Raw genomic sequence first — 25,219 nt, 5'->3', positions numbered from 1 at the left:
ACAAGATGCCCCTACTCCACCAAGCCGTCATAGGATGCCTCGCAGGCTAGGCCAGCTACTCGGGCCCGGTCATACGCTGCCGCCAATTCTCGATTCGTTTCGACAGACCTGTTGAGCAGGTCGGAGAGCACCATGGCGGCGCGGCGAGCTGCCTCGCCTCGAGCGGTAACGGCGGGATCCTGGCCGGGGCAACCGACGGCGGCAGCGAGTTTGCCGGCTTCATCGCGCAGCCGCTGGCCAGCAGCATCAGCCCAAGCAGCAGCACCCTCAGCGATCGTTCGTTGTTTCTGAGCATGTGCCCTCACCTCCTCCTGCGCGTCGGCGCGCTGTTGCTCCTTTGTCCGCTCACCGCGCTCGCCCAGCACCTCAGCCAGGCGATCGCCACTATCCCGCTGCGCTGATGCCGCCGTGGCCTCGGCACGCTCCACAGATCGACCGTGCTGGTAGACGAGCCAGTACGACCCGACCACAGCCAGCAGCGCAATCACGCGCACGCCCCAGGTGTTCATCCCAGCGCCCTTCGCAAGCCCTCAGAGAACACCGCCGCCGGATACTCGTAATTCGCGTTCTCGTGCCTGATGATCGCGTGCACCAGGCCGCCCAGGACCTGCTGGTTCTTGATGTCCTGGATCGGATCGCTCGGGGCAAGGCCACAGCGCTGCGCCACGGTGCGGATATAAGCATCGGTGTCGTTCTCTATCTCCGGCGCCCAGCGTTTGATGATCGCCGCCACAGTGCGCAGGCCGTGCTTGTTGTAGTAGGTCTGCAACAGCTTGCCGAGCGCACGAATGCCATTCTCCGGCGTGTCGAAGATGCAGAATCGCCCGCCGGGCTCTTTACGGATCTGGCCAACCCAGTTGTTGGCAGGGTTGAAATCGATGTTTCCCGGGTTGCGATTGCGCACGCCGCGAGGAAGCAATTGAGTCATGGTTTTCTCCAGGCAAGAAAAAGCCCCGACTGTGCGGGGCTTTAGTGGGTAAGTTCGACAAGCCAGTCAGGCGCCACCGGGCGATGCTCAGTGGCTGGAAACAGCTCTGATTGGGGCCAGTCTCGCAAGGCCTGCAGCAGCGCAAGCAGCTCCACATACTGCGCACTGGTCAGCGTCGTATCCCGCCCAAGCTCGATCTCATCACGGTGTCGATCACGCAATGCGCCGTAGACGGGCAACAGTTCATCGCGCCATTTCCGTTCATCCTCTGCAGATGGGGGCAGGTAGAAAGCCTGTAACTCCGCATCCCAGTAATACTTCGTACTTTCCGGGGCGCTGGGGACTTCGATGTACCCCCGCTCTGAAAGCTCATTGTGGTCTTTTTCTGGATCACCCAGCCAACTGCCATAAAACTGGCCACTTGGGAGGCAGTAGAAAAGCTGAACAGCACTCATGCTTTAATCCTTATGCGTGCCCGCCAGTTGGCGAGATTCATGGTGACGGCCCCACCGGTCCCCTTCGCGGGCAGGGCCCAAACAGATGCAGACGGCCCAAACCCGATAGTGACCGTTGATGCGTTTACGTCGTATGCGTATGCCCCCGTAGTTGAAGCTACAGATGTGTTGTCTTGCATCCATGTCAAAACCTTGAAACTTTCACCAGGCTGCCAGCCACCTTGGGCGGTCACGCACTCCCAAAAGACCTCTACAGAGTCCAGAGACGGCACATAACCTAAGTTGTGACTGACAACCACCGGCGCACCGGCCGTGATCTGGATATAGCCAGACAAGAAACCCGCCCCGGCTTGCTTTGTGAGCAGTTCGTTACCATTCCACTTCAGCTTCCCGAGAGAATCCATGAACAACTTCCCGGCGACCTTACCGGCCCAGTGAAACGCTATACCAGGCGCCCATTGATCACCCGTCTCAGTCGGAGCCCACTCGCTCACTTGCTTCGCCTCTCGAATTTCTAACGCTGCAGAGTTCCAGTCTGCAGTGTTAGTTGGTGAGGAAAGGCTCGGGCGCTGTTGACTCACCGCGCCGACCAGCAACCGCCTCCCCAACTCTGCAGTCACTGCGGCATTGTCAGCCTTTGCCGCTAGCGCATTGAGCACAGTGGTCGCAAAGTTCGGGTCATTACCCAGCGCCGCCGCCAGCTCTTTCAGCGTGTCCAGCGAGCCAGGAGCAGAATCCACTAGCGAACTGATAGCGGCCCGTACAAAGGCCGTGTTGGCGGCTTGTTGATTGTCCGCACCTGCAGCTGCGGTTGGCACCTCGGGTGTGCCGGTGAACTTCGGACTGTCCAACGGCGCCCGGGCAGCCAGCCGTTGCTCTACCTCCGTCGTGGTGTAAACATCGGTCAGGCCATAGCCCGCCGCCGTGGTGGGGTTACTGCCGGCAGTGACGCGACCGAGCGTATCGACGGCAACCTGCCGATAGCTGCCGGCAGCGACCCCCGTCTTACCAAACAACATGACGAAGGCCAGCGGCGTGGTGCCCACCTGCGGCGGCAACGTGTTGGCCAACTGCCACATGGTGCCGGCGTATGCGGTGCCGGCCTGGACGATGATCAGGTGACCCGGGGTGCATTCAGCGTCTTCGTTCGCATCCAGCGCCCGTGACCATGCATTGGCGGACGCCGTGTAGATCCAGTTCTGCGCGGCGTTAGCCTGGTCCTTCACCAGCACCCGATCACCAGCCGCCAGAGCCACGCCATCAATCGTCTGCAGGCCGGACAAAGCAATCGGCCCGGTGGTGGCCACGCGCACGGCGCGTTTTACGTCACTGGCCGAAAGGCCCTGGATCGCCTGCAGCAGCTGCGCGTTGTTGTCTTCACTCGGCACAAGGCCGGCGGCCTTGATCACAGCCAACAGCTCATCGGTGACCGCGTTGCCCCAGGCGGACGGGATCAGCGAGCCCGGCAGGCCCGTGCTGACGTTTTCGTCCACGAACTTGCCGCCGACCAGGCCGACATTGGGAATGCGTTTCGGGTAGTCCATATCGCGTTATCCGTAGGTAATGGTTTCAAGGGTGTGCGCCGGGGCGGCGCGGCTGACCAGGCACTCCAGCGCGCCGTTGGCTGCACCGCCGAAGGTCTGGCCCCAATGGCTGAATCCGAAGCGGCTGCCTTGGGCCAGGCGCGGCCCCGTCTCTAGGGTCCACATGAACTGTGCGCCCCAGGTGCCGAAGCGGGCCGAGCCGAAGCGCGACCGCCCAAAGCGCGGCGCCCGGTGCTCGACCACGCGGGCATTGCGGTAGCCCAGCGAAAAAGCCAGCTCCACGAAGTAGGCCGGCGTCTGACCGCCGACTTCCAGCAGCCGGCGGCGCACGGCCAATTGCCGATCGGCAAACGCCGGTGAGTCGCCCATGCAGGGGTCAGGCAGGTACATGACCCGCTCCCAATCCGGGACCAGCTCGCGCACCGTGGCGGGGTCGCTCTCGGCCAGTAGGTCGGCAGCGCGGCGGTCCTCGGTGGCCAGTTCCTGGGCCGCCGCCTGCAGCACCTGGTCAACGCCGGGGTTGAACTCGCGATCCCAGGCTGGCCCCGGCGGCAGCAGCGCACACAAGTGGGCGTAGTAGTCCGCTACCGTCCTCACGACCACAGCACACCCCCATAGGTCAGCAGCTCATTAGGGGCCGCCTGCACATCGCCTGCGGGACTGATTACCTTATGATCGCGCTCACCCGTGGCGCCGCTGATAGCCTCGGCAATGTGGGTGGCCAGCAGCGTGGCGCCCAGCTCCGATTCACGGTTGTGCAGGTCCACCAGGGCGGCTTCCACGGCGCGCCGTACCGCGCTGCTATCCGGGGTGACTGACAGCTGGTATTGCACCGACTTCTCTGCCGGCGGCAGCACGTACACCTCGGCCGTGACGGGCCGCTCCTGCTCGATGTAGGCGGCCACGGTCGCCAGGGCCTCGGCGTTGGGGATGATGTCGATATCGCCATCGCGCACGAAGAACAGCCCCACCGTACCCGGCCCCACCCAGCGCCGCACCACCCAGGCCCGGGTCACCCCGGCAACCTCCAGCGCCCAGGTTTCGTAATCGCTCTTGCTGCCGCCGTGGGCAATAACCCGGTACGAACGGATCACCCGAGCACGCAGCGCCTCGATACTCTCCTGCTCGGTGCCGCCGGTGAGGCCCGGCGCCGCCACGGTGAACGTGTCATTGACCCCCAGCACCGGCGACACCACGCGCAGCGGGGTGCCGGCCGGCGTGTTGCCCAGCTCGCCCGGCTCCAGGGCCTCGACCTGGGCGACGCCTTCGGTGCCGATCAGCTTGACCGAGGCCCGCACCCTGAACAGCACCTGATCATCGCGCTGCAGCAGCGTGCCGGCATCGAGCAGCGCCGAGGCGGCGCCGGTGAAGGTGGCCGCCCCGCTCGCCTTCACGGCCTCCAGGCGGCCGCGCTTAAGCCGCGCCTGGGCCATGCGCAGCAGGGTTTCGTCGTCGGCCGTGTCCGGCAGGATCTGGTCGGCAATGTAGCGCTGGTGGCCGTAGCGGCCGGATGACGCCGCGCCGAGCACGCGGGACAGCACCTCGGCGTCAGAGCGGACCAGGGCGCTACCGCCGGCCAAGTCGGCCTGCGCCCTGGCCACCAGGGCGGGCAGTGTTGGGATTTCAAACGGCATTGATCACCTGCCACAGGTTGTCTAGTTGAACATCGATCACCGGACCATCGCGCAGGCCGACCCGCACCTGCATGTCGAGGCGGTCGACCTTGCGCGACGCCGTTACGGTAACGGCGCTCACCCGGTCGTCATCCACCGCCCACTGCAGCGCCTCGCGGGCGAACGCCTCAGCCGTGCGCACCGTGTCGTCGGTCAGCGTGCGCCGGCGCAGCTGCCACAGGCGTGAGCCAATCCGGTCATTGGCCAGGGTCGGGAACGTGTCGCCCCACCAGCCGTAACGCTGGTCATCGTCCAGCAGGTCGCCGGCCTCGGCGCGCCGCCAGGTCAACAGGCTGATCACCACGGCGCGCTGCCAGGCGCGTTCGGACTCGGCATCGAGCAGCGTCATGCCGTCACCACCGGCTTACCGCTCTGCTGGTTACCCTTCGCCACGCCCTCATGCGGGTGGTTGACCTGGCTGACGCCGGCGGCGATCTGGTCGCCCTCGGAAACGATCTGGCCCGTGGTGCGGATCACCGGTGTGTCGAACTCCACGGCAGTGTCGGCCTTGACCTTGAGCGTCAGCGTCTGGATCTCAATCAAGCGGCCACGCTTGAAGTGCAGGCAGTCGCCCTCGTCGGTGTACACGGCCACCTCGCCGCTCTTGAGCGCCTGCAGGCGAAAGCGCCGGTCGGCGACGCAGACGACCACCCCATGGGAGCGGTCGCCGCCCAGGAACGCCGCTAGACCCTCGGCACCGGGTAGCGGGTTGGATGTGAAGCCGTAGGGCTCGAAGTGCTCCATGCCGTCTTTCACTTCGTCGGCGGTCAGGCGCATCTGCAGGGCCTGCAGCTTGCGGCCAGCATCGACCAGGGCGACCACGCCCCGGGCGAGAAAATTTCCCATTTTCATTGGCCAGGCTTCCAGTCGGCGGGGATCAGGTATTCGAAGTTGTCGGCCTTGCCACCCTTCTTGAGCTTGCGCGACTTGTGCGGGTCTTTCGGCTCGGGGTCGAAGCCATCCGGCGGCCCTACCACGATGTTGGCCACGGTGCCGGCGTCATCGAGCACGTACTCGATTTCGCTGATGAGCATGTCGCGGTCGATGCCGATCAGCGGGTCGACCACGCGCACGATCATGTTCGGCACCCACAGGGCGCCGGTGGACTGCCGCCACCCTTGAATCTTGTAACGCAGTGTCAGCGCCTTGCCCATGCGGCTCCCGCGCTCCCAGTTGGCCCGCGCCTGGGCCAGCTCCGGGGTCATCTGGCCACTTTCGTGGATCAGCAGCACCCGGCGCCGGGTGGCGCGCGGATCGGTGACGCCGGCCTTCACTTCGCTGGCCGCCGCGCCGTAGTCAGTGTCGGTGCCCGAGCGCTGACCGGTAACGTGGTACTCGGAAAACACCCCCGAAAAATCCAGCTCAGCGCTGCCGGTCAACAGGTTCTGTCCCAGTTCCAGGCGGTCGACGGCACGGCCGGCGCTGCCCGGTTTGATGATCACCACCCGCCCCCGGGCGTCATCGGTCGACAGCAGCCGCGAAAGCGTCAGCAGGCGGTCGATGGACTCGAAGGCAGTTTCGCCCGGTTCTATCTGGTGGTCGGCCAGCTTGGTGGTTTCCGCCACCTCACTCAGCACCCGCACCTCGTAGGGCTCGGCCAGCGCCTGCACGATCTTCTGCACGCTCTGCCCGCGCCACTGGCCGGGCTTGTTCACCGCCGAGCAGTCCACCAGGTCGGCAGTCAGCGAACGGCCGGCGACCGAGCGTTCGACGCTGCGGGCGTCGTAGCTGATCGGCGTGCCGAACACCCAACCCGTCAGCACCAGGTCGGCACCGATCCGCACTTCGCAGCGGTCGCCCTGGCGCACCGGGATTTCCTGCACCTGGCCCGGCCAGCTCCACGTCACGCCCAGGCGAAAATCCCGGGCTTGGCGTTCAATGCCGGCGCTGATGCTGACTTTCTTCCAGCCGCGATAGTCCAGGCCGTTCACGCTCAGCGTGACAGCGTTTTGGTTGTCCATGGATTCACTCTCGAGCGATGGTCAGCGCGCCCACGGGCAGGAAGCCCGGGTGCTGCACCTTGTTACGCGTAACGATTTCCTCGGCGCGGGTGGCATCGCCGTAGCGCTGGTACGCCAGCACCACCGCCGGCAGACTTTCCCGCGTGGTCACTTCACTCAGCCGCACGCCGGCGCGGGCCACTTCGGTCAGGTGCGCCCGCACCTGGTTGCGCACCACCTCCAGCCGCTCGACATGCTCGACCGGCGACGCCAGGGCGGCCAGCCACAGGGCGTCGCTGATGGCGTCACGCAGCGCGACCACGTCTGCAGTCACCGGCACCTCGGGGCGCTGAATCGGGGCCACCACCTGCTGCTCCAAGGTGGCGAAGCCGGTCAACGGCTCGGGCGCCTGCACCACCGGCATGGCCACCGCCTCGCGCACGGCCAACACGATCAGCGCGTCGCGCACCAGCTCGCGGGCAGCAGTGACCACGGCGGCGGTATCGGTCCCCCCGGCCGGTGGCGGCGCGTTGGCCAACTGGCGGGCCTGCTCCACCTGGCCGGTGATGGCCCGGCCGGACTCGGCGAAGCTGGAAAACTCCGGCGTCGCCTCGGGCAGCGCCGCGACGGTGCGGGCAAACTCCGGATCGGCCTCCAGGCTGGCCGAGTCGCCGCCGCTGGACGGCCCCCAGCGATAGCCCGATGACCGTGAACTGCCGCCGACACTGGCGAACTGCCCCCGGATCATCGCCGCGAAGTTGCCCGGGGCGTTGATCAGCATGTCAGCCAGCGCCTCCACCGAGCTGACCAGACCCGTCAGTTGGCGAAGCTCCGAGGCAATGGCCATCTGCACCCCGGCCACACCGTTCTGCAGCGCGACCACGGCCAGGCGCGCCCGGTTGACCACCGCCATCGCGGCCTTGTACCGGGCAATCGCCGATTCCAGCAGGCTTTCCGATGAGTCCTCCAGCTGCCGCGCCGTGTTCGGCACGCCGGCAGGAAAGCCCTTCTCGCCGTCCTCCACAAACACCAGGTCAAAGCGGACCATGCCGCCCTCGCGGCGCTCATGGCTGACGCTGCAGACCGTCGCGGTGGCTGTCAGCCGGCCATACCAGGGGTGGACCAGCTCACCCGCCCCGGGCTTGTCCAGGGCGTTGAGCAGGTTGTCACGTTGGAAATAGCAGTCCTCCCCGATCACGAAGGCGGCCAGCTTGATTTCCCGCGTGACGCGGCCCAGATCTTCCACCAGCGGCTTGTCCCGCTGCGGATACTCATGCGTCTGTGTGCGCCGTCCCGCCGGCATGCTGTCGCTGTCGACGTGGAACGGCACGCCCCGGAATGAGGCCGGGTGCAGCTTATCCCGCCAGGTACTCATGACGCCCTCCCCAAGGATCGGTAGCCCACTTGTGGGCTGACCTGCAGCCCGGGTTGGTTGGTGTCGGCCTGCTCCACCCGCATGCCGGGCGGGGCATTGTCGAAGCGCACGACCATTTGCCCTTCCAGCTGGGCTTTGCTGGCCTGGGCCGCCTGCTGCACCAGGGAACCCCGCGACGCGGCCAGGGCACCGGGTGCCGGCGCCGACAGGCTGGTTTGCCCAGGACGCGACAGCAGGCCCATTTCAGCGCGTTTCGCCGCCTCCTGCGGGGTCAGCCCTTTGGCCAGGCTTTCCTGTGCATGCTCGGCCATCTGCGAGGCCGACAGCGGCATCGCCGCCCACGGTCCCGGCTGATTCGGCGCACGCATCAGGCTGGCCACGCTGGTGGCTTCGGGCATCAGTTGCACCGGCTGCGCCATCGGCTTGACCAGCGCCCCCGGTACCGGCTCGCCGGCGGCGTTGCGCGCCTTCTGCTGCTCGGCCCAGTCGTTGACCTTGGCCGTCGCCGCGCTGATCACGCCGTCGCCGCTCGACTCACTGTCGAAGCCCAGGAATTTCATCATGGGCTCGATGATGGGTCGCAGCTTGTCCCAGATCCCCTTGAAAAAGCCGGTGATGGGCTCCCAATGCTTGATGATCAAACCCAGCGGCGACCAGTCAAAGACCGACTTGAGGAAGTCGAAGAACGGCACCGACAGGGCTTTGACCAGTTCCCACAGCGCGCCGAAGAACGCCGTCAGCGGCTCCCAGTTGGCGACGATCTGGCCCAGCGGTGACCAGGCGAAAGCGGTTTTCATCCACTCCCACACCGCCATCGCCGGGGCCTTGATCTTGTCCCATACCGCTTGGAAGTAAGGCGCCACGGTCGACCAGTTACCGATCAGGATGCCGGCCGCGATGGCGATGCCACGGACGATCATGCCCACCGGGCTCATACTCGCGACCCCGTTCATCAGGGCCAGCGCCGCCGAGGCCCCGGCCGTGGCCAAGCGCAGTACGGTGAAGCCCACCGCCGCACCCAGCAGCCCTTTAATCAGCCACGGGTGCGCCCCGGCCAAGCTGGTCACGCTGCTGATGATCGGCCCCACCGACGCCATGAAGTCATTGAGCGGCGGCAACAGCACGCTGCCAACCGTAATACCCAAGCGGGTCACCCGGTTCTGCAACTGCTGCAGGGCGTTTGCCGTCGTCGCCGCCCGCGACGTGTACTCCCCTTCCATGGAGCCGGCATACTTTGTTGAATCCCCGACACTGGCCAGGTTGCTTTTCAGCAGCTTCAAGTTGGTTAAGAGCGGGGTGATAGCCGCCACCGACTCACTGCCAAACAGATTAGTCAGCAGCGCCGGACGCTTGGCCGCGTCGACCTCGGAAATCCGCTTGAGCAGGTCCATCATGGTGCCCTGCGAATCCTTCTGCATGCCCTCTGCGACCTGCTTGGAGTCCAGGCGCAGAGACTTGAAGGCCTCGGCCTGCGACTTGGTAGCCGCCGTGCCCTTGGTCATGGCCAGCATGAAGTTCTTGATGCCCGTAGCCGCAACATCCTGCTTCACGCCCACCATAGTGGCGCCGATGGCCGCGATCTGCGCCGAAGAAAAGCCAGCCACCTCACCCAGTGCACCCACTTCGGTCACGATAGAGGACAGTTGTTTGGTGTTGACTGGCCCCGTGTTCCCCAAGTAGTTGATTTGGTCTGCGAGCTCCACCACGCCATCCTGGGTCATGCGGAAAGCTGTCCGCCATGTCGCCATCATGCTGCCGGACTCCTCAGCAGTCTGGTCGAAGGCGACGCCCATTTTCACAGCGTCTTCGGCGAACCTGGCCAACTCCTCCCGGGCAATGCCCGATTGGCCACCGGCAGCGACGATTTTGGCAATCCCCTCGGCCGCCATGGGCAGACGCTCGGACAGGTTCAGCACGTCATCGCTCATCGCCTTGAACTGCTCGGGCGTTTTGAAGTTGACGACCTTCGCCACGTCGGCCATGGCGCTTTCAAAGCCAATGGCTGCTTTCACACCCATCACGAACGGGGCCGCGATCGCCCCGCCCTGCAGGGCCTCACCGAAGGTGATCTTGCCCAGGCCCGAGCTGTTCAGCTGCTTGCGCAGCACCGCGGCGTTTTTGCGAACACCGTTAAGCACCGGTGACAGCTTATCGACGCCGGTAATCAGCGCCTTGAGTTGGAATTTATCCGCCACCGCCTCCCCCATTCAGCGCGTTGATGCGCCACGCGTTTTCCTCACTCTCGAACAGCGTGTCGAGGGTCCAGTCCAGCACCTCGCCCGGGGTGGCTTTCCACCACCAGGCAAGGTCGTAGGCCAGCTCGGTCAGGCCGCCGACTGCTTCGAATCTTGGGGCATGAAAAAACCCACGATCATCCAGCCGATGGTGTTCAGGTCAGCCAGGTCCAGCTGGTTCACCGAACTGGCCGGGATGGCAGCGCAGATCGCGATGTACTTACCGACCGCTTCGACCTCCATGATCGGGTGGCCGCTCTCACCAACGACGTAGGGCAACGCCTTGATTGCGCGGCACTCCTGCACGGTCGGGCGGCGCAAGGTCAGTTCGGTGACCTCTTCACCATGGGCTTGGATTGGGGTAGCGAGGGTGTGAGTTACAGTGGTCATTACTGCCAGTCTCCTTGGATGCCTTCGAATTTGAGCGAGACCTTGGCGTCATCGCCGGTCACTTTGATTTCGTCCACCAGATACGCGCCGCTCAGCACGTACACCGAACCGTCAGCCAGTTCGGCGGTGATGGTCATGCTGATCCCGTTGGCCAGCTTGGCCCGGGGGAAGTTGGCGGTTTTCACCGCGTCGACCACCACATAGGGGATCAGGTCTTCTTCTTTGAAGTAGCCCCGCGTGATGGTTTCGCGCTTCTTGTCCGAAAGCGGGCATTCCACGCCGCCGGTGATCACCAGCTGATCGCCGTCGACCTTGATAAAACAGGTGCCCGCGACTTTCTGACCCATAAAGGGCACTCCCATAAAAAAGCCCGCACTGGGCGGGCTGGGGTTGAACGATGAGGGTTACGCCGCGTCCGGGTACTGCAGGCGGAATTGGTACAGCAGCGCGAACACACGCAGTTGGTTCACCAGGTCCGGCGGGAACAGCACACTCAGGCGATTCGGGTTCTTCGGGTCGCGCTCCACGATCAGGTACTGATTGAACGCCTCGGCGTTCTCGACAATGCCCTCACGCTCAAGCGCGCCATAGGCCGCGATCAGCTCGCCGCGAATCACCTTCGGCGTGACGATGGACTGGCCAGGGCCGAAGCGCGTGCCGTCGTTGGCCAGTTTGTGACGGCCGTACTTGCTGGTGATGATGCTGCGCAAGTAGCGAATCACGTAGGCCGACTGGTGCAGTGTCTCGCTGTCCAGATAGGAGTCATCCGGCTGGCCGTAGGCGTTACGCTGGTAGGTCGTAACGGCCCGCTCGATGCGGTAGCTGCCGCCGTTGTAGGCAGCGGTGGCCATGCCACTGGTCAGCAGCGATTGGCGCTCGGTCAGGGTAAAACGGTCACTCGCCTGCGCCGGGTCGATGCCCGTCAACGCGCCGGTCTGCGTCGGTCGCGCCGGGTCGGCACTGATGAACACAGCGGTACGTGCCGCCCAGGCCGCCGCCACTTCCCACGCCGGCTGCGGCACGCCGCGCTCGAAGCCATGCACGGAGACATGCGGATCGTTACGCGTCCGCCCGGCGGCGACCAGCTGGCCCAGTGTGCCGCGCTGCGCGCTGTACACATGGCCGTAGAGCTGCTTCGCCCAGGACCAGCGGCCGGCGCTGTCGTCCATTGCGGTTTTCCAGGCGCCCAACGTGTCGGCATCGGTCCAGGGCTGGGCGATGAACTCGAACTCTTCGTCGCCCAGCGCGGCCAACGCCGCCGATACAGCCGGGGTGCCGGCGCCGTTGGTCATGGCCGTGGCCACCAGCGTCAGGCCGGCCGGCGTAGTCTCGCCATTGGCGCGCCCCAGGCGGTTCAGCTGGACTTGGATATCGTTGCCCAGCTCTCCCTTGAACTTGGCCTGCAGGGTGACCACGCCGGCGGCGGCCGTGGCCGTCACCGGCAGGTCAATGGCGGCATTGATGGCCGCCGCCAAGCTGGCCGCCACGGCCTCGGCCGAGGCCCCGACCACGGCATCGGCGCGCACGCGCTGGCCGGCCACGTACAGATTGACCAGGCCGGCGGTGGCGACACTGCCCGTTACGGTAACAGTGGCGGTCGCGGCCGCGCCGGTGGCCACCTTGAGCGGCAGGCACCAGACCTCGCCGGCCACGTCGATGGCCCGCCAGCGTGCATGCATAGCGGCCAGCATCGAGCCGGTGCCGCCGATGTCCTTGGCGTCGCTGGTCTTCGACACCAGCACCAGGCGGCCGATTTCATCGCTGTCGGCGTCGTCATTGACCTGGCCGACGATCAGCCGGCGCAGGCTGGACCCGCCGCTGTTGGCCATGGAGTTGTCGACTTCGGCATAGAACAGCGGCACGCGAATGTCGCTGGGGATGTTGCTGAAACCGATGCTCATCGCGCTTTGCTCCCCCGGGTGGTGGTCTTCTGTTCCAGGGCGTCGCCGTCAAGTAGGCGGCGCTCCCAATAGGCATCGCGGGGCACTGCAGCGCCCTCGGCGGGCAGGTACTTGCCCGGCTGATCCGGCAGCGGGCAATCGCGCCCCGGTGCCGGCTTGAGGTGAATCGTGGTCATGGGTTCAAGTCCTCACGGATGGTGAACTCGACCCGCCCGTCTGGCCCGGGGGCGTCGACGTTGGGGTCTTTCAGGGGGTTGAGGAAGTCCAAACGGGTGTCGATGCCTTCCAGGGCTGGCAGGCCGGCCAGCTGCCATTCCTGCCAGGTCTGCGGCTTGCCTTCGCCGGTCTGCTCCCAGCGGCCGAGCTGGAAGTCGGCATAGAAGCGATAGCGGTAGACCATGCGGTCGCGGTCGAGCAGCAACAGTTGACCGCCGTCGTACAGCAGCGACCCCGATTCGTCGTCCGGCTCGAAGCCCACCAGGGCACGCCACAGCTGGGAGCGCACGTCGTGCAGCACGTCGGCTACCGACTGGCCGCGCTCATCATCGGTCGGCAGCACGACACACACGTCGATGACGTCGCGCACGGCCTGGGTGTAAACGTTCTGCGCTTGCGGCTCGTCGGCCGAGTCGCCAACGGCGATCACATAGGCCGCCGGCGGGGGCATCTTGGCGCTGTCGGCGGTCGGGTCCCAATCCAGTCCGCCGGCCACGCGCCCTTCGAAGCCAGACGCATAGGCGCGCAGCTGCTCGATCACAGGCGTGATTTTCATGTCAGGTACTCAGTTGAGCAGCGCGGCGGCAAAGGCCTGCTGCAGGATGCGCCGCACCTCGTCTCGGCTGTCGACCAGGGCGTCGGTCATGTAGTTGTCGCGGGGTTTGATCCGCCACCCGCCCCCACTCTTGCGGCGCACGCCGTAGTGCAGGTAAGCGGGATAGAAGGCCCTCATGCTCGCGGTCTTGCTGGGTGCGACACGCACCAGAAAGCCCGAGCGCGACACCTTGTAGCCGATGGAGTCGGTGGTGGCCCCGCTACGGTTTACGGGGTAGCCGTCCTGGCCACCGCCGAGCGCTAGATTCATCTGTGCCCGGCCGGTGATCAGCTGGCCAACCTTGCGCATGCCAGCGCGGATCTTTCGCTTGTTGAAGGCCTCTTGGTCGAACTTGTCGAAGCCCTCGACATGCAGATAGCCGTCAATCGAAACGGAGTTGGCCACGGCCACCTCCCGCCGGCGCATTCGCCGCCTGCAGCTCCTCGACCTCGATCACCGACCACACCTGCCGCCCGCGCATACCGGTAGCCCGCTTGACGCGGAACACTCGGCCGCCGGCGACCAGTTCATGCCGCGTGTCCAGGTCCTGCACGAATCGACAGTAGATCCGATGCGTAATGGTCGTCCCGGTCTGCACCGACCCGGTGTAGGTGGCCGTGCCTAACGGCTCGATCTTGCACCAGCGTTTGGCTACCGACTCGAAATTTGACTCAAGGCCTGCAGAGCCTTTTGGCGTGTCGCTGCGGATGCGCACCACCGCCCGGGTGCGCAGTTCGCCCGCTTCCGGCTCCCTCACAGCGTGAACCAGCGGTAAGGCTGCACCAGGGCGTCATAGGCCAGCGGCAGCGCCTTGGTGCCGTTGCTGGTCGACTCGGTGACCGGCTCGCGGTTGCGGTGCCAGTGGGCGACCAACAGCAGCATGGCCAGCGCCAAGTCGTCCGTTACGGGTAACGCGTTCTCCGAAGCATCGAGCGGCAACAGCCCACGTAGGTAGGCTTCATCGCCGGTCGCGTCTGCCGGCGCGTCGGCCGGCAGCGTGACCCAATACAACCGCCGGCCGCTGTCCTTCTCGACCTGGCGACGCGCTGCGCGGGCGTAGGCCTGCAGCAGCGTGTCTTCCTCGGTTTCGTCCAGCTCCAGCTTGCAATGGCTCTTGATCTGCTCAAGCGTCAGCATGGGCAACCCTCTCGTCAGGCGGTCTTGCCCACCAGGTGCTTGATAGCGGCCGTGTCCTGCAGCACCAGGCCGAAGCGCACGAACGCCAGGAAGCCGACCTGGCCGTACTCGGCGTAACGCTCCACCAGACGCTTGAGGGTCAGGCTACGGACCGCGCGCAGCACCAGTTCGTTGAAGTCGCCGGCATACATGAATTTCTTGCCGGCGCCGATATCGGCGATGGCCTGATCGATCACGTACTGATGCTTGAGGATGGTGGCCGGACGGTCGCTGTCGATGCCGGGCAGCCACAGCGGACGATTGTTGGCGTCCACCATTTCTTCCATCGCCTGCAGCGTCTTGTCGTTGAACGCCAAGCGGAACTTGGCGGCCGCACGATACGCCGGGTCAACGGAGTGAATCAGGCTGTTGACCTCCTGCCAGGTAAAGGCGGTGGCCTTGGCCGTCATGGCACCTTGAGGGGTCGAGTATTCCAGGCCCTTCGGCTGCGCCGGCGCATCGGCGGTTTCGCCGGTACCGGTGCCCTGGACGATCAGGCGGTTACGGGTACGCGACACGCGCTTACCGATACGGCCGGCCAGGTAGCCTTCCATGTCAATGCCCGAGTCCTGCAGCAGCTGTTCAGAGACGCGGATGATCTTCGAGCTGATGGTGTGCGACCCCATGGTGCCCATCCCGAACTCGACATCCTTTTCGCCGGCGGGCTTGTTCTCGCCGATCAGCTCGCCTTCTTCCTCGCCGCCGTTGCTGGTGGCCCAGGCGATAGGCGCGCCGTTGTCGGTCTGCAGCAGCTGGCACACCGAAGCAATACCGCCGTAGGTCACCAGCGATTCGATCACCTTGGCCTGCAGGGTGGTCGGCACGGTGAAACCGCCTGCCTCGTTCGGATTGGTGCCTTGAGCACGCATTTCCAGAACCACGGAACGCTGCTCGGGGGTCAGATACTCCAGGCCGCGACGTACCCAGTTATCCCAGGCGCTGCGCTGCTCAGCTTCCGCCTCGTTCTTCGGCGCGCCGGCCGGACGCTCACGGTCCAGACCTTCGACAAAGCTCTGATCCTGGGCGCGCAGCTCTTCTTCACGCTCGATCTTCTCGCGCAGCCCCTTGAGGTCGGCTTTCATGCCTTCCCACTTGGCGCGGACTTCGCCGGTCCAACCGTCGTCCGGGGTGGTGTCATGCAGCGAGCGCATTTCGGCCGACAGCTTGTTATAGGCTTCTTTCATTTGTTGCAGGGTCATAGCTCCCCCTTGGGATCACAGTTCAGTTAGGTCAAGCAGGCGCTCGCGGGCCTCGCGCTCAAAATGTGCGCGGGCTTCGTCGCCTTCGGTTTGCGCCTGCTTCCAGGCAGTCAGGGAGCGCTGGGCAGCGCTGGAGTCGGGGTAAGCCGGGAACGCCACCGGCCCTACGTCGCGCAGCTCGGCGATCTTGAAGATCGTGCGCACGATCAGGCCGTCTTTCTCCTCGTGCCAGGTGTCGCCACCCTTGGCCACGCGCATGGCGAAGCTGCTGCCGCTCATGTCGCCACGGCGCAGCGGCTCGACCACCAGGTCGCGGATGGTCTGCGTATTGGGCGTATCGATTTCGTAGGCCAGGCCGCGTTCATCCACGGTCAGGCGCAGCGTGCCGCTGGCCGTGCGACCCAGCAGGTAGGTCGGGTCGTGGTTGAACAGCGCTCGGGTGTCCTGGTTCAGCACGTCATCGAACGCGCCCGGGGCGATGATTTCCACGAAGGTGCCGCCCAGCAGGTCGCTACGCTGGTTGAAGACAGCGGCATAGCCGGCGATCTTCGGCGCGCTGCCCTGCTCATCCGGCTGGACAGCACGAAGCTCGCAATGCTGCGCCTGCAGCATGCGTTGTTCGAATTCACTCATGGGTTATTCCTGCTTCGTTACGGGTAACGGCTTGCCGTCGGCGCCGAGCAACTGCGTGTTGACGTTGAGCAACATCGAGTCGAGGCCTTCCAGCTGGTTGAGGTCTTCCAGCACGCGCACTTCGTTGCGGCTCATCCAACCGTCTTGAATGGCGATGCGGTAGAACTCGGCGCGCTCTTTTGGGGTGCCGCGCAACAGGCCGGCCAGGTTGAACTTGACGTAGTAGCCGGCCATGCGCTCGGCGCGGGTGAAGACGCGGCGGTTTACTTCTTCCTCCCAGTTCTTCACCCACGGCATGACCGTATGGCGCACGAACTGGATAGCCTGTTCGCTGATGTTCGAGAACGTGGCCTTTTCCAGGTCGTTGATCATGTGCGCCGGCACGTTGAAGATGCTGGCAATCTCGCTGCGGGTCAGCTTGCGAGTCTCGAGAAATTGCGCATCCTCGGGAGCGATGGTCAGTGCCTTGTAATCGAGGTCGGCGGGCAACAGCAGCGTCTTGTTGTCCGAACGCTTGAGCCGTTCCACGGCGGCGCGCCAAACCGTTTTCAGGCGCTCCCAGCTGGTGTTATCCAGCTTCCCGTCCTTGACGGTGACCAGCCCAGTCGGCCGGCCGCCACCTTCGAAAAACTCCTTGCCATAGCGCACCGTGGCCATGCCTAGGCCGATGGTGTCGGCGTTCTGCCGGATGGGGCTGATCCCCATGCGCCGGTGCGAGCCGATGGCGCGCAGGTGAATCATGTCCTCGGGTGACACCGCCAGCGGCGCGCCGTCCTCATCCTGGGTCGAATACACCCAGCGATTGCCGTTCTTCACCAGATCGGTGTGTTGCGGCTCGTGCATTTCCAGCGACAACAATTCACCGCGGCGACTGCGCACCGTGCGCGTGTAGCCGTTACCCCAGCCGAGCACATGGGCTTGCTTGGTTTCCCGCCAGCGGTAGGAGGTCTGCCAGGTGTTCGGCTCATCGTGCAGCAGGTAATGGGCCGGATGGTCGGTGGCCGCCTCGATCCGCCCGTTGACCTTGCGCAGCACGCTCAGCGGCAACTGGGCCATGGAGCTGGACAGCACGTAGATGCAGGCATACACCGCCGTCAGACGCATGGCCGAAGCCGGGCTGACGCTGATGCCCTGCCCTTCGAACAGGTATTCGGTCAGCTCCTTGCTGTTCATCGGCGTGCTGGGCACTTCCAAGCTGCTGCGCTGCTCGAACATCGCGCCCAGGATCATCGCCACACCGCCTTGGCGGCGCCGGCCACCAGCAGGCCGCCACCGACCATCAGGGCCACACCCGCCCCAAACTGGACGTAGAGGCCCGCGACGAACAGGCAAAAGCCTGCCGTCCCGATAGATTCAGGAAGCCATTTCATCGTAGGGGCTCACATAGCTAATAGGTCGTCTTCGGTCAGGCTGGCCAACAGCCCTTCCGGCTCAAATTCGCTGACCATGGCGCGGTTCATCGCCATCAGCGCGGCGACAATGCCGTCGATTTTGCGCATGTCGGTCTTGCCTTCGTCGGCCTTCATCGGCGTGATGCAGCCCTTGAACGGACGCACCACAACGTTGCCAGCCTGCCAGGCCAACACTGGGTCGCTGGAGTGGCGCACGCGACCGGACAGCAGCGCCGCTTCCAGCTCGCGCATGGGCAGGTTCATGCTGGCCACGCCGCCGCCCATTTCGACTACCTCGGCGCCGTCCTTCTGCAGCTGGTGGGCCAGCTGGGTGGCGCGCCATTTGTCGTAGGCCACTTCCTGCACGTCGAACATGCCAGCGAATTCGCCCACCATGTCGCGCACCAGGTCGAAGTCCATTTCCTCGCCGTCGCACACCTCCAGCAACCCAGCGTTGGCCCAGGCCTCGTAAGCGGCCTTGTTGGGGCCGCCCCGCTCTATCGCGCCTTCGGGCAAGAACGACTTGCAGAAGATGGTCCAGCGGTTGACCCACTTGCCGCTCCCCGGGACCAGCTCCACCTTGTCCAGGAACACCAGCGACACCGCGCAGATATCCGACTTGCTGGCCAGGTCAATGCCGATCCAGCAGCGCTGGCCCAGGAACTGATCCAGGGTCAGCGTGGGGTCGCCGCACGCCTCCCAGTCGGCCATGTTCAGCCAGGCTTCCTTGGCGCTTACCCAGATGTTGAGGTGCTTGGTCTTGAACGCGTTTTGCCGTGACGGGTAACGCGTCGCATCAGCCTGGCGTTTCAGCAGGTACTCAGCCCCGACCGAGACGCCATAGTTGGGGTTGGCCTTGCGCAGGACCGCCGGGTCTTTCCAGTCGTCGTCCTCGTCAATCGTGTAGATGATCCCGAACAACTCATCGTTCGGCACCGTCCCTTCCAGCTTGTCGATCACCTGGGCGCGCTGCAGGTAGCACGGCCCGGCGATGTTGTAGCCGGCCGTGGTGATGGCAAACATCATCGGCTGATCGCGGGCGCCCATGCCGGTCAGCATGGTTTCGTAGAGGGCGGCCGAGGTGTGTTCGTGGAACTCGTCCACGATGGCACAGCTCGGTGACTGGCCGTCGCCGGGGTCGCCGATCAGGGGTTCGAACTTGCTTTCGTCGCCGATCACCGACAAGTTTTTCGCCGCGACCTGGATGCCAAAGGCCTCGACCAGCTCGGGCGTGCGCCGCACCATCTGCCGTGCCGGCTTGAACACCTCCCAGGCCTGCCGTTCGGTGGTCGCACCGCAATACACCTCGGCGCCGAACTCCCCGTCCATGACCAGCATGTACAGGCCGACACCAGCGGCCAGCACGCTCTTGCCGTTCTTGCGCGGCACCTCGATGTACACCTCGCGGTACCGCCGGCGGCGGGTCTTCTTGTCGACCCAACCGAAGATGCTGCAGAAAATGAACAGCTGCCACGGCTCAAGCTTGATCAGCTCGCGCAGCGCCGCCCATTTGCCCTTGGCGTGCGGCAGCAGCTGGATGAACACCGCCACCTGCTCGGCGGTGTCGCGGTCGAAGGTCCAGCGAAAATTGCGCTTCTTCGACTTGGCCAGGTCATCCAGGTGGAGCTGACAGGCCCGACGCACGTATTTGCATGCTGCGATCTTGCCGGCCACCACGTCGCGGGCGTACTTGTTCGCCGCGTTTACGTTCGGGTAGCTGGCCATGTCCTAACTCACTTCGAGGCCCGCCCTCCTTTGAGCACGATGAACGGGTTTTCTGGTTTTTCCGGCCCGCCGCTGCCCATCAGGCGCGCACGGCTGGCCGGGTCCAGCCCGAGGGCTGCCCCGAAGCTGGCCAGCTGACGCAGCGCCTCATTGATCACGGTGCAGGCGGGGTTCTTCTTGAGCACGCCTTTGGCGTCCACGACGGTGATGCCCTTGCTGGCCACTTCTTCCTCAGCCAGCCGCCACCGCTCATAGGCAGCGCAGAAGACCGCCAGGTTGTGCGTGTCGGTGCGGGTCATGATCCCGGTCTGGGTCAACCACGGCGCAATGGTGTCCCACATTTCAATGGCCCATTCCCCCAGCCACTCCGGGGCGTCTGGGGTTTCCGCCAGCGGCGCCGGCGCGGGGCCGTCCTTCTTGAGTTTTCGCTTGCCGGGGTTGCCCTGCAGCAGCTTGAGGGCGGTAGGTTTCGCGGGTCGCCCCATCGTTCAGGCCTCCCGATTTTCTGGAATGCGATTTTTTTTAATTTCGCGGGTGTGTGAAAAAGGCTGGGCGATCGGTGGAGAGAGACGAAAGCTGTAGAGATTTTGCCCCGCCCCCTTATTTGGCCGATTTTTGACCACTTTTCGCTAATTTTGCCCGCAGACTCTCACCATCCATTAAGGCAGACAGATGAATAAGCGGACGCTCTGGCACTCCGTCAGCGGCATGCATGTATGCGTCAATTGCTGCCACTAGCTCATGTAGAACACGCGAAATCAGCTCTGGAATTCCAAGCTTATGAATGTTTTTCCAGCAGTACAGCGCTCGATCCAGGTGCCAGTCACCATGGAGGATCAGCTCGGTACTTCGGCTGCGCTTGATCGCTCTTTCGCGCAAACGCATTGCCTCACGCGCCAGGCGGACGGCCTGACCGCGCCCGTGCCGACTCTGCCGCCGTTTTGAACTTGTGGCAGTTTTTATTGATGGCAAACAGGTTGGATGGGTCATTCGTTCCCCCTTCAAACTTCGGTATGCGATGGTCAACCTCTGTTGCCGGCAGTCGGCGACCATTGCAGTCATGGCACTGGCACAGATAGCGATCTCGTTTGAGTACTGCCTTGGCAAGCTTGCGCCATGCCCAGTCATAGCCACGCTGCTCAGCAGTGCCACGGCGCGGGTTGTTCCAACCGATCGCGAGCGAGGCATGAGCGCTGCAGTAGCCGTGGCTGTCACTGGTCTTGCCGGGGCACATAGGAACACGACACGGGCGCTTGGCCTTGGGCGGCATAGATCAGCCCTCCACCTTCTTGCCCATGAAGCGGTCGGAATACTCACGTAGCTTATCCACCCCCATGAAACCAACCATGCAGCCGGCGAAGACCGAAAGGTTCGCAGGCAGGGCGAAGTACTCCAGCACTGGCAGTAGACTCACGGCGATCAAGCCGCAGATCGCGCCTTCCAAAAGGACCTTGCGCCCTCGGCCACCTCCATAAATGACTCGAAACATGGCCACTGCGGCGGCTATGCCACCAGTGGAAAGCTGGGGCTGGTGAGCTACCAACCATGCCAGCGCTGCGGCCCAAAGGCCAGGGTCTTTCTCAGGCATGTGGACCATCCCGTTTCCTCCCGCTACGGGGAGCAAAAAATGAAAAGCCCCGGCATGTGCCGAGGCTTAGATAAATGCTTGCGCTTATAGCGAGCGAAAGTTATCGCATCAAATTGTCAGTCATCGAACTTATCTTTGCTCCGAGTGAAAATCATCGCTTGAATGCAAAGCTCAGGTTCAGCGACCGAAGTTACACTTTGACCTTCTGCAAAGCGCAGTTAGAACGCCTATAACGAGACGGAGCCCGTGCCCCATCCGTGGTGCTGTGCTACGACCAAGGTCGGTCGAATCCCTTAAATACCAGAAATGAAAAGGCCCGCCGAAATGGCGAGCCTATCGAGCAAGCAGAAAAGGAATCGGCCTAAACGCCCCTCGTCATGCGAGCTTATTAGAAACTAAATTCCTTTACGCTACCGCTCCACCTGCATCCAAGAAGTCCCAGGAAATGCCCATCCAGGTGGAGTACGAATCCGCTGCCTGCATGAAAACGCCATTGCCAGCAGGAACAAAATATTCACTATACTTCACACCATCGCTCGGAAACCTAACACAGCTAGTGTCACGGCGTTCTTTCGGCTTAGTGGCGCCATACACAAAAATGGTATCGACGTTGCCCATATCCAAAGATCGAATTACCACGCCATGCTGATTATCTTCCGGCGCAACAATAGTATGCACCTCAATCACCTTGCCGTTAACGTAATTATACTTGAAGTGCTTTCCAAGAGTACGAACTGCCATAGATTCACCTTTGAGAAGTTTTGAATAACTTGGTTAGGCTGAAATTTCACCTAACCACAATTGCTCGAGGCTCAAAGGCCTTCTCAAGACAGATCCTACGGTGCGTGTTGCGCGCTGTGTGGGTCTGACGATGGAGTGACTCAAGCATCTCACAAAAATACTGTACATGCAACCAGTATCATGCGCGCCATCCCAAGCTCACACCCCAAGCTTCGAAAACCCGCGCGCCTGGACATGTCATCCCCATAAACGAAAAACCCCGGCGCAATGGCCGGGGCTGGTATGTGTCGCGTTGCTTGCAAGCTGGACACGCTGCTATGAAAACAGAGCTATTCCATATGGACAACCCCTTTTATCAAGCAGCGCCCTTCAAGTCCTCAAGCACGCAATCAACCCAAGCCACACCGGCCTTGATCAGCTCTCGCGCCTTCATTTCACTGACACCATAGTGGCGCCCTACCCGCACCGCAGGCCATTTCGCCCCGTAATACAACCAAATCATGTCACCCATCATCTGGTCACGCCGGCAGAGCCTGGCCACGGCTCCATCTACAGCCATGGCAAGCTCATCGATAAGTGCATACGGCTTAGAGGCCGATGGGAGATGATCCCGCATCAGCGCGAAAGCAGGCGACGTATAGCCCGGAACTCCCTTTCCATCCATCCGCCACCATCCCCACTGTTCCAACATGTACTCGGTATCGCCTAATGGGCGGTGCAGCGGCTTTCTTGTGTTCATCCTTCAGTCCCCGGTGTAGTTGGTGCCGCCGGCGCCCAGCCGGTTGCTTTCCTGATACAGCGCCTCCGGGCCGGTCGCTCGGAGGGTCTTCAATTGCTCGATCTGCCGTCTCGCGGCCTGGAGCATCATGCTGAGCTGGGTCACCAGTTCATCCTGAGCCAGGGCCTCGCCAGTTGCTGCTGCTACCCAGCCCGAGGCACTGCAGCGTTCGCACGACAGCTCATAAAACAAGCCCTTGATAAGCGCTTTCCCGAAGCACTCCGGGCATTTAGCCAGTTCGATCACCGGCTTCTTGAGGGCCGGTCCGTGGCTCTTTTTCATGCTTTCGAATCCTCGCTAATTACAAATTCGGTAAGGTTGCTCGAAGCCACGGCAGTCGTGGCCTGTGGCGAATTCTGCGAAATTTCAAATAAGGCCTCGGTAAGGCCGTGGATGGCACCAAAGCCGATGCCATCTAACCAGGCGTGCCACTTCTCCAGGGCTGCACGGCGCTGCTGCATGGCTTGGGTGTGGATGTATGTGCTGGCGATCTTGCCCAGCGTGTGGTTCAGCAGCATCTCGCCGATGTGGCCGTCGATGCCGAGGTCGGTCCAGGTGCTGCGCGACACCTTGCGCAGGTCGTGGCTGGTCCAGGCGCCCTGCCCCAACCGGGTGAACACCATGCTGGCCTGGGTCTCGCTCATCGACAGGCCGCGACGGTTCGGGAACAGGTACACGCCCTCATAGCCTTGGGACTGCTGAATGGCCCGGTAGCGGACCAGCAGCGCCTTGAGCTGGGCGGTCAGTGGCAGGCGATGCTCGGTGCGGGTCTTGGTGTTCGCCGCCGGGATGAACCATTCGGCCGCCGCTAGGGAGATATCCGCCCAGCGCGCCATGCGGGTCTCGCCAATCCGCGTGCCGTGAGCCAGCATCATCACCGCCAACATGGCGTCACCCGGGGTCGCCTTGAAGGCCTGGGCCAGCTGCTGCACCAGCTCGGGCAACTGCACGTCACGCAAGCGCGCTGCCTTGGGCAGGATCTTGGCCTTGGTGAAGTCGTTGAAGCGCATCCCGGCCATGGGGTTATGGTCGATCAGGCCGAGCTGCCGGGCCTGGCGGAAGGCGGTCAGCAGCAGCACGAACATCTGCCGCAGATAGGACAGCGACACCTCGGCCTGGCATGGCCACATCAGCTGCTTGTCCACGGTGTCAGCGCTCACTTCGACCAGGGGCAGGTCATCCAGTCGTGGCTTCAGGTGCTGGGCGATGGCCGACCGGGCACCGGCCTTGCGCTTGGCCGACAGCGAGCGGTCGCGGGCCATGCGGTCGCCGTACCAGTCGAGCAGTTGGCCCACGGTGACCATCCCCGAAGCAATCGGCGCAGTGGCCGGACTGCGCAGCAGGCGTCGACGTAGCGCGGGTAGCTCGGCCAGCACCGCCGACACGCCCAGTTCTGGCCAGCGTGCAAGGGGCATCCACTGCTTGCCGCGCACCAGATGCCATGTGCCCCGCTCGCGATTGCTCCAGAACCGCAGGTAAAGGCCAGGATGTCGTGGATCACGTAGATCGCGTACCGACTTGTCGGCGGCCTGGCGGCGCACCTCGGCTTCGCTGAACTTCACTTCCCGGGTCGCACTCATTGGAAGGGTACGCTTTCGCTTAGTATCACAGCCTGAGTACGCATGACGCCCTCAGCGTGATACCTGCGAACCGTATCGCGATCGAGCTCCCGGCTTCGTCCATCACAAACGTCATGGCAAGCGCTGCATGCCCAGGCGCCTTGCAGGTCGTGCGGCTTCTTGCCAACGCCGCAGGTGCCGCCCAGGCGGTAGTGGGCAAGCACAGTGGTTTCGGGATTGCCGTTGCAGATGCCCGGGATGCGCACCTGGCACTCCCGGCCGCGTGCAGCCTTGGTCAGTTTCGATTGCCGCATGGGCTGTCGTCTCCATGAAGGTCAATGACGGTGTAAGCGCTCGGCCACATGAGTTGGCCATGAGCGATGGCCGCGGCTTCGTCGCGGTAGAGCGCAATGGGTGGATGCGAGGTACTGGAGAGCCCGAACAGGTCGGAGCGGCAGTACAGCGCGTATCGGTATTCGGTGAGGTCAGGTGCGGGAAGCTCGATCATCGGCGCAGCATCCTGGATCGGATCGCCGCCAGGGCTTCATTCCCCACTTTTGGCGTGCGCTGGCCTGGCACCTCCGCAGGGAGAGCCAGCGGCATTCTCTGCAGCGGCTCACCTGCTACCAGGCGCCGAACGGCAATCGTGTAGTTGCGTTCGAACAGCTTGGCGCTCACCTCGGTGGCCAGCTTGTTCAGGTTCTCGAAACCACTTTCCTTGGCGGCATGCCAGACCGCGTCATGGGTCCACTTGCCCTTCCCTGCCATGGCGGGATGAGCGTTACGGCAAGCCTCACGGAATGCAGCTGCCAGCGGGGGAAGGCCCAGCATTTCCGGCGAAGGCTGGCACCACTCGATGAACTTCCCGGGCGCCGGGATGAACTCGCGGCCGGATTGCCGGCAGCGCATCAAGCCGAACTGCAGTTGCTCCGGGGTGTTGATGCCAGCCTCGAGAAACGCGGTTAGCCACTGCTGCTTGGCCGCCTTGTACGTCGCTTCATCTGGCCATGCCTGCTTCCAGGCGCTGCAGATCGTGCGCAGATCGCGGAACAGGTCGTTGATCACCCCAGCAGTTTTGCGATTGAGCTCGGCCTTCACATCGGCAGGCAGCGAGTAATCCGAGGGCACGTATTGGCCAGCCTGGACCTTTGCCCACAGGCCATGGGCCACGGTTGCAA

General features: G+C 63.7%; 35 protein-coding genes. All 35 read right to left on the bottom strand.

The features are described 5' to 3' along the window. Positions 1-11 precede the first annotated feature (11 nt). Positions 12-509 (bottom strand): DUF2514 domain-containing protein, encoded by a 498-nt coding sequence (locus AC25ND_RS18625; protein WP_486976506.1) that lies wholly within the window; start codon positions 507-509, stop codon positions 12-14. Further along, a complete protein-coding gene (locus AC25ND_RS18620) occupies positions 506-928 on the bottom strand; it encodes a structural protein (protein WP_486976505.1) in 423 nt (140 codons plus the stop codon). Before AC25ND_RS18620 ends, AC25ND_RS18625 begins: the two co-directional genes overlap by 4 nt. Before the next feature lie 41 nt (positions 929-969). Then, positions 970-1,383, bottom strand: coding sequence for a tail fiber assembly protein (locus AC25ND_RS18615; RefSeq protein WP_486976504.1), 414 nt, complete (start codon positions 1,381-1,383; stop codon positions 970-972). Beyond that, the gene (locus tag AC25ND_RS18610) at positions 1,380-2,927 is read right to left on the bottom strand and encodes a hypothetical protein (RefSeq protein ID WP_486976503.1); all 1,548 of its coding nucleotides are present in this window, start codon (positions 2,925-2,927) and stop codon (positions 1,380-1,382) included. Before AC25ND_RS18610 ends, AC25ND_RS18615 begins: the two co-directional genes overlap by 4 nt. A 6-nt stretch (positions 2,928-2,933) precedes the next feature. Continuing rightward, a complete protein-coding gene (locus tag AC25ND_RS18605) occupies positions 2,934-3,530 on the bottom strand; it encodes a YmfQ family protein (RefSeq protein ID WP_486976502.1) in 597 nt (198 codons plus the stop codon). Then, the gene (locus AC25ND_RS18600; protein ID WP_486976501.1) at positions 3,521-4,561 is read right to left on the bottom strand and encodes a baseplate J/gp47 family protein; all 1,041 of its coding nucleotides are present in this window, start codon (positions 4,559-4,561) and stop codon (positions 3,521-3,523) included. The genes AC25ND_RS18605 and AC25ND_RS18600 overlap by 10 nt, the downstream gene beginning before the upstream one ends. Next, complete coding sequence (locus tag AC25ND_RS18595) at positions 4,551-4,949, bottom strand: phage GP46 family protein (RefSeq protein WP_104444098.1); 399 nt, start codon at positions 4,947-4,949, stop codon at positions 4,551-4,553. The genes AC25ND_RS18600 and AC25ND_RS18595 overlap by 11 nt, the downstream gene beginning before the upstream one ends. Next, on the bottom strand, positions 4,946-5,452 hold the full coding sequence (locus AC25ND_RS18590) for a phage baseplate assembly protein V (RefSeq protein WP_336196645.1): 507 nt from the start codon (positions 5,450-5,452) through the stop codon (positions 4,946-4,948). The genes AC25ND_RS18595 and AC25ND_RS18590 overlap by 4 nt, the downstream gene beginning before the upstream one ends. Beyond that, on the bottom strand, positions 5,449-6,561 hold the full coding sequence (locus AC25ND_RS18585) for a phage baseplate assembly protein (protein ID WP_486976500.1): 1,113 nt from the start codon (positions 6,559-6,561) through the stop codon (positions 5,449-5,451). Before AC25ND_RS18585 ends, AC25ND_RS18590 begins: the two co-directional genes overlap by 4 nt. Before the next feature lie 4 nt (positions 6,562-6,565). Beyond that, positions 6,566-7,915: a DNA circularization protein gene (locus tag AC25ND_RS18580; RefSeq protein WP_486976499.1), complete on the bottom strand. Its 1,350-nt coding sequence runs from the start codon at positions 7,913-7,915 to the stop codon at positions 6,566-6,568. Then, on the bottom strand, positions 7,912-10,110 hold the full coding sequence (locus AC25ND_RS18575) for a phage tail tape measure protein (RefSeq protein ID WP_486976498.1): 2,199 nt from the start codon (positions 10,108-10,110) through the stop codon (positions 7,912-7,914). Before AC25ND_RS18575 ends, AC25ND_RS18580 begins: the two co-directional genes overlap by 4 nt. Positions 10,111-10,239: 129 nt before the next feature. Further along, positions 10,240-10,539: a phage tail assembly protein gene (locus tag AC25ND_RS18570; protein WP_486976497.1), complete on the bottom strand. Its 300-nt coding sequence runs from the start codon at positions 10,537-10,539 to the stop codon at positions 10,240-10,242. Further along, positions 10,539-10,886, bottom strand: coding sequence for a phage tail tube protein (locus AC25ND_RS18565; protein WP_486976496.1), 348 nt, complete (start codon positions 10,884-10,886; stop codon positions 10,539-10,541). The genes AC25ND_RS18570 and AC25ND_RS18565 overlap by 1 nt, the downstream gene beginning before the upstream one ends. Before the next feature lie 57 nt (positions 10,887-10,943). After that, a complete protein-coding gene (locus AC25ND_RS18560) occupies positions 10,944-12,440 on the bottom strand; it encodes a phage tail sheath subtilisin-like domain-containing protein (protein ID WP_486976495.1) in 1,497 nt (498 codons plus the stop codon). Continuing rightward, positions 12,437-12,616 carry a DUF2635 domain-containing protein gene (locus tag AC25ND_RS18555; protein WP_486976494.1) on the bottom strand — a complete coding sequence of 60 codons (180 nt, stop codon included), beginning with the start codon at positions 12,614-12,616 and terminating at the stop codon, positions 12,437-12,439. The genes AC25ND_RS18560 and AC25ND_RS18555 overlap by 4 nt, the downstream gene beginning before the upstream one ends. Next, on the bottom strand, positions 12,613-13,212 hold the full coding sequence (locus AC25ND_RS18550; RefSeq protein WP_486976493.1) for a phage tail terminator protein: 600 nt from the start codon (positions 13,210-13,212) through the stop codon (positions 12,613-12,615). Before AC25ND_RS18550 ends, AC25ND_RS18555 begins: the two co-directional genes overlap by 4 nt. Positions 13,213-13,221: 9 nt before the next feature. Further along, entirely contained in the window at positions 13,222-13,656 is a 435-nt protein-coding gene (locus tag AC25ND_RS18545) for a hypothetical protein (protein WP_241412604.1), read from the bottom strand. Next, positions 13,634-14,008 (bottom strand): head-tail adaptor protein, encoded by a 375-nt coding sequence (locus AC25ND_RS18540; RefSeq protein ID WP_486976492.1) that lies wholly within the window; start codon positions 14,006-14,008, stop codon positions 13,634-13,636. Before AC25ND_RS18540 ends, AC25ND_RS18545 begins: the two co-directional genes overlap by 23 nt. Then, on the bottom strand, positions 14,005-14,388 hold the full coding sequence (locus AC25ND_RS18535) for a head-tail connector protein (RefSeq protein ID WP_486976491.1): 384 nt from the start codon (positions 14,386-14,388) through the stop codon (positions 14,005-14,007). Before AC25ND_RS18535 ends, AC25ND_RS18540 begins: the two co-directional genes overlap by 4 nt. A 14-nt stretch (positions 14,389-14,402) precedes the next feature. After that, the gene (locus AC25ND_RS18530) at positions 14,403-15,626 is read right to left on the bottom strand and encodes a phage major capsid protein (protein WP_258801889.1); all 1,224 of its coding nucleotides are present in this window, start codon (positions 15,624-15,626) and stop codon (positions 14,403-14,405) included. A gap of 15 nt (positions 15,627-15,641) precedes the next feature. Next, entirely contained in the window at positions 15,642-16,259 is a 618-nt protein-coding gene (locus AC25ND_RS18525; protein WP_050706323.1) for an HK97 family phage prohead protease, read from the bottom strand. Positions 16,260-16,262: 3 nt separating this feature from the next. Then, the gene (locus AC25ND_RS18520; RefSeq protein ID WP_486976490.1) at positions 16,263-17,489 is read right to left on the bottom strand and encodes a phage portal protein; all 1,227 of its coding nucleotides are present in this window, start codon (positions 17,487-17,489) and stop codon (positions 16,263-16,265) included. Next, a complete protein-coding gene (locus AC25ND_RS18515; RefSeq protein WP_052896001.1) occupies positions 17,486-17,629 on the bottom strand; it encodes a hypothetical protein in 144 nt (47 codons plus the stop codon). The genes AC25ND_RS18520 and AC25ND_RS18515 overlap by 4 nt, the downstream gene beginning before the upstream one ends. Before the next feature lie 9 nt (positions 17,630-17,638). Then, on the bottom strand, positions 17,639-19,375 hold the full coding sequence (locus AC25ND_RS18510; RefSeq protein ID WP_260270005.1) for a terminase large subunit: 1,737 nt from the start codon (positions 19,373-19,375) through the stop codon (positions 17,639-17,641). 8 nt (positions 19,376-19,383) lie between these two features. Next, positions 19,384-19,860, bottom strand: a complete 477-nt coding sequence (locus tag AC25ND_RS18505; RefSeq protein WP_096047972.1) for a phage terminase small subunit P27 family — start codon at positions 19,858-19,860, stop codon at positions 19,384-19,386. 115 nt (positions 19,861-19,975) lie between these two features. After that, entirely contained in the window at positions 19,976-20,365 is a 390-nt protein-coding gene (locus tag AC25ND_RS18500) for a hypothetical protein (protein WP_486976527.1), read from the bottom strand. Continuing rightward, the gene (locus tag AC25ND_RS18495; protein ID WP_410175744.1) at positions 20,265-20,609 is read right to left on the bottom strand and encodes an HNH endonuclease; all 345 of its coding nucleotides are present in this window, start codon (positions 20,607-20,609) and stop codon (positions 20,265-20,267) included. Before AC25ND_RS18495 ends, AC25ND_RS18500 begins: the two co-directional genes overlap by 101 nt. Positions 20,610-20,648: 39 nt before the next feature. After that, complete coding sequence (locus AC25ND_RS18490; RefSeq protein WP_371877782.1) at positions 20,649-20,963, bottom strand: phage holin, lambda family; 315 nt, start codon at positions 20,961-20,963, stop codon at positions 20,649-20,651. A gap of 405 nt (positions 20,964-21,368) precedes the next feature. Then, complete coding sequence (locus AC25ND_RS18485; protein WP_236180474.1) at positions 21,369-21,704, bottom strand: hypothetical protein; 336 nt, start codon at positions 21,702-21,704, stop codon at positions 21,369-21,371. 355 nt (positions 21,705-22,059) lie between these two features. After that, positions 22,060-22,443 carry an antiterminator Q family protein gene (locus AC25ND_RS18480; RefSeq protein WP_236180476.1) on the bottom strand — a complete coding sequence of 128 codons (384 nt, stop codon included), beginning with the start codon at positions 22,441-22,443 and terminating at the stop codon, positions 22,060-22,062. A 3-nt stretch (positions 22,444-22,446) separates the two neighbouring features. Next, the gene (locus AC25ND_RS18475) at positions 22,447-22,764 is read right to left on the bottom strand and encodes a hypothetical protein (protein ID WP_486976489.1); all 318 of its coding nucleotides are present in this window, start codon (positions 22,762-22,764) and stop codon (positions 22,447-22,449) included. Further along, entirely contained in the window at positions 22,761-24,062 is a 1,302-nt protein-coding gene (locus AC25ND_RS18470; RefSeq protein WP_414538055.1) for a tyrosine-type recombinase/integrase, read from the bottom strand. The genes AC25ND_RS18475 and AC25ND_RS18470 overlap by 4 nt, the downstream gene beginning before the upstream one ends. Beyond that, positions 24,059-24,355 (bottom strand): DUF1364 domain-containing protein, encoded by a 297-nt coding sequence (locus AC25ND_RS18465; protein WP_486976488.1) that lies wholly within the window; start codon positions 24,353-24,355, stop codon positions 24,059-24,061. Before AC25ND_RS18465 ends, AC25ND_RS18470 begins: the two co-directional genes overlap by 4 nt. After that, positions 24,337-24,549 carry a hypothetical protein gene (locus AC25ND_RS18460; protein WP_088852967.1) on the bottom strand — a complete coding sequence of 71 codons (213 nt, stop codon included), beginning with the start codon at positions 24,547-24,549 and terminating at the stop codon, positions 24,337-24,339. The genes AC25ND_RS18465 and AC25ND_RS18460 overlap by 19 nt, the downstream gene beginning before the upstream one ends. Further along, positions 24,546-25,211, bottom strand: coding sequence for a replication protein P (locus AC25ND_RS18455; protein WP_236180484.1), 666 nt, complete (start codon positions 25,209-25,211; stop codon positions 24,546-24,548). Before AC25ND_RS18455 ends, AC25ND_RS18460 begins: the two co-directional genes overlap by 4 nt. Positions 25,212-25,219: the final 8 nt, after the last annotated feature.

Source organism: Pseudomonas sp. P110(2024) (genome assembly GCF_057480795.1).
Note: the sequence above shows the minus strand (reverse complement) of the source record. Positions and strands in the feature narration are given on the sequence as shown.